The sequence below is a fragment of the Hydrogenophaga sp. genome (assembly GCF_041633695.1).
GTDB lineage: Bacteria > Pseudomonadota > Gammaproteobacteria > Burkholderiales > Burkholderiaceae_C > Hydrogenophaga.
Genome location: NZ_JBFJMY010000742.1, coordinates 1 through 1,197, shown reverse-complemented (window position 1 = coordinate 1,197; position 1,197 = coordinate 1). Strand labels below are relative to the sequence as shown.

The 1,197-nt window shown below is 60.9% G+C and carries 1 protein-coding gene; it reads left to right on the top strand.

The window, feature by feature from the left end; translation table 11 throughout:
* Positions 1 to 92: 92 nt before the first annotated feature.
* The coding region (glnS, locus tag ABYB95_RS23735; RefSeq protein WP_372662912.1) for a glutamine--tRNA ligase at positions 93 to 1,197 on the top strand (1,105 nt) is incomplete at its 3' end.

Genomic DNA, 1,197 nt, shown 5'->3' with positions numbered 1-1,197 from the left:
GAATTGTAGAGTGCTGGTATGGCTCGATTTCACTACGGCAGTCATCAAAATTTGCCTGCCTCTCTGCGCGAATTTCTTAAGAAGGAACAAACATGACGAAACTAGTTGATCCCCAGCCGGAAACCGAAACCGCGGAAAGTTCGAGTGACTTTTTGCGCACCACCATAGCCGAGGATTTAGCCAACGGCCGTTTTAACGGCATCGTGCACACCCGCTTTCCGCCCGAGCCCAACGGCTACCTGCACATTGGCCACGCCAAGAGCATCTGCATCAACTTCGGGCTGGCACAGGAATACGGCGGCGTGTGCCACCTGCGCTTTGACGACACCAACCCCGAAAAAGAAGACACGGAATACGTCAACAGCATCATCGACGCCGTGAAATGGCTGGGCTTTGACTGGAACGGCAGCCCCGACGCCTTGCCCTACCAGGCCAGCGACTATTTCGATTTCATGTACCGCGCCGCCGTCTACCTCATCGGCGCCGGCCTGGCCTATGTGGACGAGCAGACCGCCGAGCAAATGCGTGCCGCGCGCGGCGACTTCAACACCCCTGGCACCGACAGCCCGTTTCGCGCCCGCAGCCCGGCCGAGAACCTGACGCGCTTTGAAGAAATGCGCGACGGCCAGCACGAAGACGGATCGATGGTGCTGCGCGCCAAAATCGACATGGCCAGCCCCAACATCAACCTGCGCGACCCGGCCATTTACCGCATACGCCGCGCTACCCACCACAACACCGGCGACAAATGGTGCATCTACCCGATGTACACCTACGCCCACCCGATAGAAGACGCGCTGGAGCAGATCACCCACAGCCTGTGCACGCTGGAGTTTGAAGACCAGCGCCCGTTTTACGACTGGCTGCTGGAGCGCCTGTGCGAAGGCGGCCTGCTGCAAAGCCCGCCCCCGCGGCAGTACGAATTTGCCCGGCTCAATCTCACCTATGTGATCACCAGCAAGCGCAAGCTCGCCCAACTGGTGTACGACCACAAGGTGAACGGCTGGGACGACCCGCGCATGCCCACCATAGTCGGCCTGCGCCGGCGCGGCTACACGCCCGAGAGCATCCAGCTGTTCGCCGAACGCATCGGCGTGACCAAGAGCGATTCGTGGATCGACTACAGCACGCTCGAAGGCTGCCTGCGCGAAGACCTGGAAAACAAGGCCCACCGCGGCATGGCCGTGCTCGACCCCG